Origin of the sequence: Pseudomonas emilianonis (assembly GCF_023072625.1) — a bacterium.
Taxonomy (GTDB): Bacteria; Pseudomonadota; Gammaproteobacteria; order Pseudomonadales; family Pseudomonadaceae; genus Aquipseudomonas; species Aquipseudomonas paraveronii.
Genome location: NZ_JAKNRV010000409.1, coordinates 1 through 4237, shown reverse-complemented (window position 1 = coordinate 4237; position 4237 = coordinate 1). Strand labels below are relative to the sequence as shown.

Genomic DNA, 4237 nt, shown 5'->3' with positions numbered 1-4237 from the left:
TGGGCCGTTCGCTGCCGAACAGCGCGCGCACCCGTGGCATCAGCGCGGCCGGGCCACCCCAGTTGTTGCGGACCCAGTTGAGCGCATCGTCGTGCATTGGGTAGCAGAACAGGCGCCAGTAGTCGCGTAGTACTTCGCCGAGCAGGTCGCTGTGGTCGGTTTCCAGGGTCTGGGTGAACAGGCTGCCGCTGTCGAAGGCGTGTTCGCGCAGCATGCGCTGGCACCAACTGTGGATGGTCGAAACGGCGGCTTCATCCATCCATTGCGCGGCGATGTCCAGGCGGTTGGCGCAGGCGGGCCATTGCTCGGGCGCGTATTGATCGCGCAGTTCGGCGATCAGGGCGTCGGGCTGTGGGATCTCATCACGGAAGAACCGCGCGGCTTCGGCCAGGCGGATGCGGATGCGTTCGCGCAGCTCTTTGGTGGCGGCGTCGGTGAAGGTCACCACGAGGATTTGCGGCGGCAGCAGTTCGCGGCCGAAACCGGCGTCATCGCCACCGTGGCCGAGCACCAGACGCAGGTACAGGGCGGAAATGGTGAAGGTCTTGCCGGTGCCGGCGCTGGCTTCAATCAGTTGGCTGCCCTTTAGCGGGAAGGCCAGGGCCAAGGGTTTGCTGCTCATGCGCCGGCCTCCTCGCCAGTGAGTGATCGCCAGAGGGCGTTGATCAGGGGGCGATACAGGGTTTCGCACCAGCCTTCGAATTCTTCGCTGGCCACCAGGGCCGCGTAGTCGGGGAATTGCCGGGTGAGCGCGGGGGTTTCGCGGCGTTCGCCATCGGTGTTGATGCCATCACCTTCGTAGGCTTTACTCGCGGCCGCCGCGGCTTTGGCCGGGTCGGTTTGACCGAGCCAGGCGAACGCGGTTTTAACCGCAACGGGCAGCGGTTTGGCCATGCCGATGTGCCAGGCCAGCAGCAGGTCGCCGAGGATGTCCCGGGCGCTGGAGGGCTCCAGCGGGGCCAGCAGCAAGGTGTCGTCACTGGCCACCAGCGCGGTACTCAACGGCAAGCCGCAGGCGCAGGCGACCAAGTGGTTGACCCACGGGCGAATCAGCCGATGCCACTTGCGGGTCTTGATCGAACCGATGCTGTTGGGGATCGTGGTGACACTCAACAATCCGCCGTCACTGCGCCGATGCAGGCCGCTGATCCAGCCTTCGAGCTGAATGCCTTGATGCTCGAAACTGATCGGTTCCGCCCCAGTGTGTGGCGTGGGCCAAAGGGCCAGCAGTTGTTGATAGCGTTGCAGCAGGCCAGGCAAGGGCTCGATCAGTTCGTTGCGCAGGCACTCGCCGAAACCGACCATGGGCAGCAGGCCACTGCCTTGCAGGCGACGGGCCTGGGCGCTGAGCGCCTGGTCGATATGATCGGGCTGGCTCAGCGCAGCGTTCAGCAAACTGTCGCTCAAGCTGTAGCGTTGTAGGGCATCGAGGACAAAGGGTTCCTCATCGGCCAGCGGCACTTCGGCGGCTTCGAAGAATACTTTCAGACGCTGGCTGAAGAAGTGTTTGACCGGGTTGCGCAGGAAGTCCTGCAACTGGCCGAGGCTCAGGGGTTCTTCCTGTTGATGGGCAGCAAGTTCGGTGTGGTCCGCCGGCGCATCCGTCACCTCGTGCAGCAACTGCCATTCGCGGGCGTAGCTGAACAGCGGGTCGCCGGCGTGGAAATAGCGCGCACTGAAGGGCTGGAGCGGGTGTTCCTGGGTCATTGCGTCAAGCAGCGGTGCGTCGCTTTGGGCGTGCTGCCAGCCGCTGGCAAGATGGTCGCGCAGTTGGCCGATCAATACCGATGCCGGGCGCTCGCTGTTGTCGCGAATGCTGCGGCCGACCCAACTGATGTAGAGCTGGTCGCGGGCTGACAGCAGGGCTTCGAGCAGCAGGTAGCGGTCGTCTTCGCGGCGTGAACGGTCGCCGGGGCGGTAGTCGCTGCCCATCAGGTCGAAATCCAGCGGTGGTTGGGCGCGGGGGTAGTCGCCGTCATTCATGCCGAGCAGGCAGACGAGCTTGAACGGGATCGCGCGCATCGGCATCAATGTGCAGAAATTGACAGCTCCGGCGAGGAAGCGCTGGGACAGGCGGCCTTGGTCCAGACCGGCGAGCCACGCCTCGCGGACTACGGTGAGCGGTAACTCGTCCTGCAGGCCGACGGACTCGCAGGTTTCCAGCCAGGTTTCCCTGAGCTGTTCGAGCTGGCCCAACAGGTAGTCGTCGTGTTCGCTGCTGGGCAGGAAAAACAGCTGCATCAAGCGTTGCAGGCGCTCGCCCCATTCTTGCGGAACCGCAGGTTGCGATAGGGCTTGGTGGGCGTCGCTGAGTGCGTCGAGCAACGCGACCAGCGGGCCGATCAAGGCCGCGTCGAGGCCACCGATTTCGTCGTAGGGCTCGATACCGTCGCAGGCGAGACCCGTGCCCACGGCATAACCCAGCAGCATCCGCCGCAAACCAAATCGCCAGCTGTTTTGCTCCAGTTCGTGGGGCAGGCCAAGACCGGCGCGCTGCTCGGCGTTGAGGCCCCAGCGGATGCCGGCGCCTTCGATCCAACGATGCAGCGTGGGCAGGTCGCGTTCCTTGATGGCGAAGCGCTCGCGCAGAGCCGGGACGTCGAGCAGGTCAAGAATTTCACTGACCGGAAAGCGGCTGTCGGGGAGCTTGAGCAGGTGTTCGACGGCGATCAGCAGCGGGTCGCGGCCGCGTTGGCCTTGGTCGGTGAGGGTGAAGGGGATGAAGCGTGGATCGCTGCGGTCCAACTGGCCGAACACTGCACGAATGTGCGGCGCGTAGCTGTCGACGTCGGGGACCATGATGATGATGTCGCGGGGACGCAACGCGGGGTCGGCGCTGAAGCGTTGGAGCAGTTGGTCGTGGAGGATTTCCACTTCGCGTTGGGCGCTGTGGGCGATGTGAAAGCGGATGGAGGTATCGCGCTGCAGATCGACGGCGGGCCATACGTCACGGGTTTCGTTGAGGGGGCGCAGTTCGAGGATATCGTCCTGGAGCTGGTTGAGCAGTGTGGTCGGTTCGCTGTCGCTGAACAGGTCGATGCGGCCGTCGCGAAATGCAGCGCGGTAGCTGTTGGGATCGTCGTAGCTGTCGAGCAGGCTAATGTAGTCACGGCCCTGTTTGCCCCAGGCGGCGAGCAACGGATGCGCATGCTGGTGCAGGGTCTGCGGATCGATGGTGACCGGCATGCCGGCTTTGCGTGCTTGGCGTTTGTATTCGTTACGCAGCAAATCTTTGTCGGCCACGATGTCGGACCAATGGTGGCGACAGGGGTTGTGCACGCAGAGCAGGACCTGACTGAAGCGCGCCAGGCCGGCGAGCGCTTCGAGTGCTTGCGCGGGCAATGAGGAAATGCCAAAAACAATCACTCGAGAAGGCAGCCCTGGCGGCGCTTGCTCAAGGCTGTTGATCCGTTCGATAAAGCGCTGATGCACACCGGCGCGGCTTTGCGCCATGCCCGCTTCCCCCACATCCAGCAGCAGGGCACGCCATAATTCGGCTTGCCAGCAGTTCGCGGCGTCGAGGGGTTTGGATTCGCCTCGGCCGTTACGCAGTTGATGGCGGCCAGCGGCCCAATCTTCCAGCCAGTCGGCGCGATAGACCTGATATTGGTCGAACAGGTCTGCCAATCGTTCGGCGAGCTGGTAGCGTTTGCGCAGGTCGCTGTCGTCCGTGAGGAAGCGCTGCAGCGGCTCGAAGTACGGTTGATTGATCAGCTCGGGGAGCAGGCGCATCAGGCGCCAAGTCAGCGGGGCTTTATCGAGCAGGGACTTGGGCGGGATTTCGTCGCGCCCCAGGACCATGCGATAGAGCTGCCACATGAAGCTACCGGGCAGTTGCACGTCGATCGCCGCAGCAATGCCGCAGCCGCCCATGTCGTCATCTTCCGGATCTTCGGCCAGGGCCAGTTTGAGCCATTGGGCGATGCCGTTGCTCTGTACCAGGGCGATTTCATTTTCCAGAGGGGCCAGGGGATAACGGCGCATCCAACTGACCACCAGGCTGCGCAATTCGTCCAGGCGGTTGCCGTGAACCACCATGAATCCTGCGCTGAGAGGCGTCGCATCCGGCATAACGGCTTCCTTGGCAAAAGCAAAATCGAGGCGTGGACTTTAGCACTGAAGACTATCGCGATGAGCCTCTTCGCACTTTCCGAGCGCGCAAAACAAAACCCCTGTCTGCGTAAGCAAACAGGGGTTCTGGAATTTAATCTTGACGATGACCTACTCTCACATGGGG

3 protein-coding genes are annotated in these 4237 nt (G+C 63.3%); 1 reads left to right on the top strand and 2 read right to left on the bottom strand.

The features are described 5' to 3' along the window. On the bottom strand, nucleotides 1–622 hold a 622-nt coding region (locus tag L9Z73_RS26390), incomplete at its 3' end, for a UvrD-helicase domain-containing protein (RefSeq protein ID WP_247407470.1). Next, on the bottom strand, nucleotides 619–4071 hold the full coding sequence (gene recC, locus L9Z73_RS26385; RefSeq protein WP_247407468.1) for an exodeoxyribonuclease V subunit gamma: 3453 nt from the start codon (nucleotides 4069–4071) through the stop codon (nucleotides 619–621). The genes L9Z73_RS26390 and recC, both read right to left, overlap by 4 nt. On the opposite strand from recC, the gene L9Z73_RS26380 reads away from it, so the two are divergent. Beyond that, on the top strand, nucleotides 4027–4237 hold a 211-nt coding region (locus L9Z73_RS26380), incomplete at its 3' end, for a hypothetical protein (RefSeq protein WP_247407472.1). The two genes, recC and L9Z73_RS26380, sit on opposite strands and share 45 nt — an antisense overlap.

Coding starts and splice junctions, on each gene's coding strand:
- recC (WP_247407468.1), bottom strand. CDS start 4,071: ATGCCGGATGCGACGCCTCTCAGCGCAGGATTCATGGTGGTTCACGGC.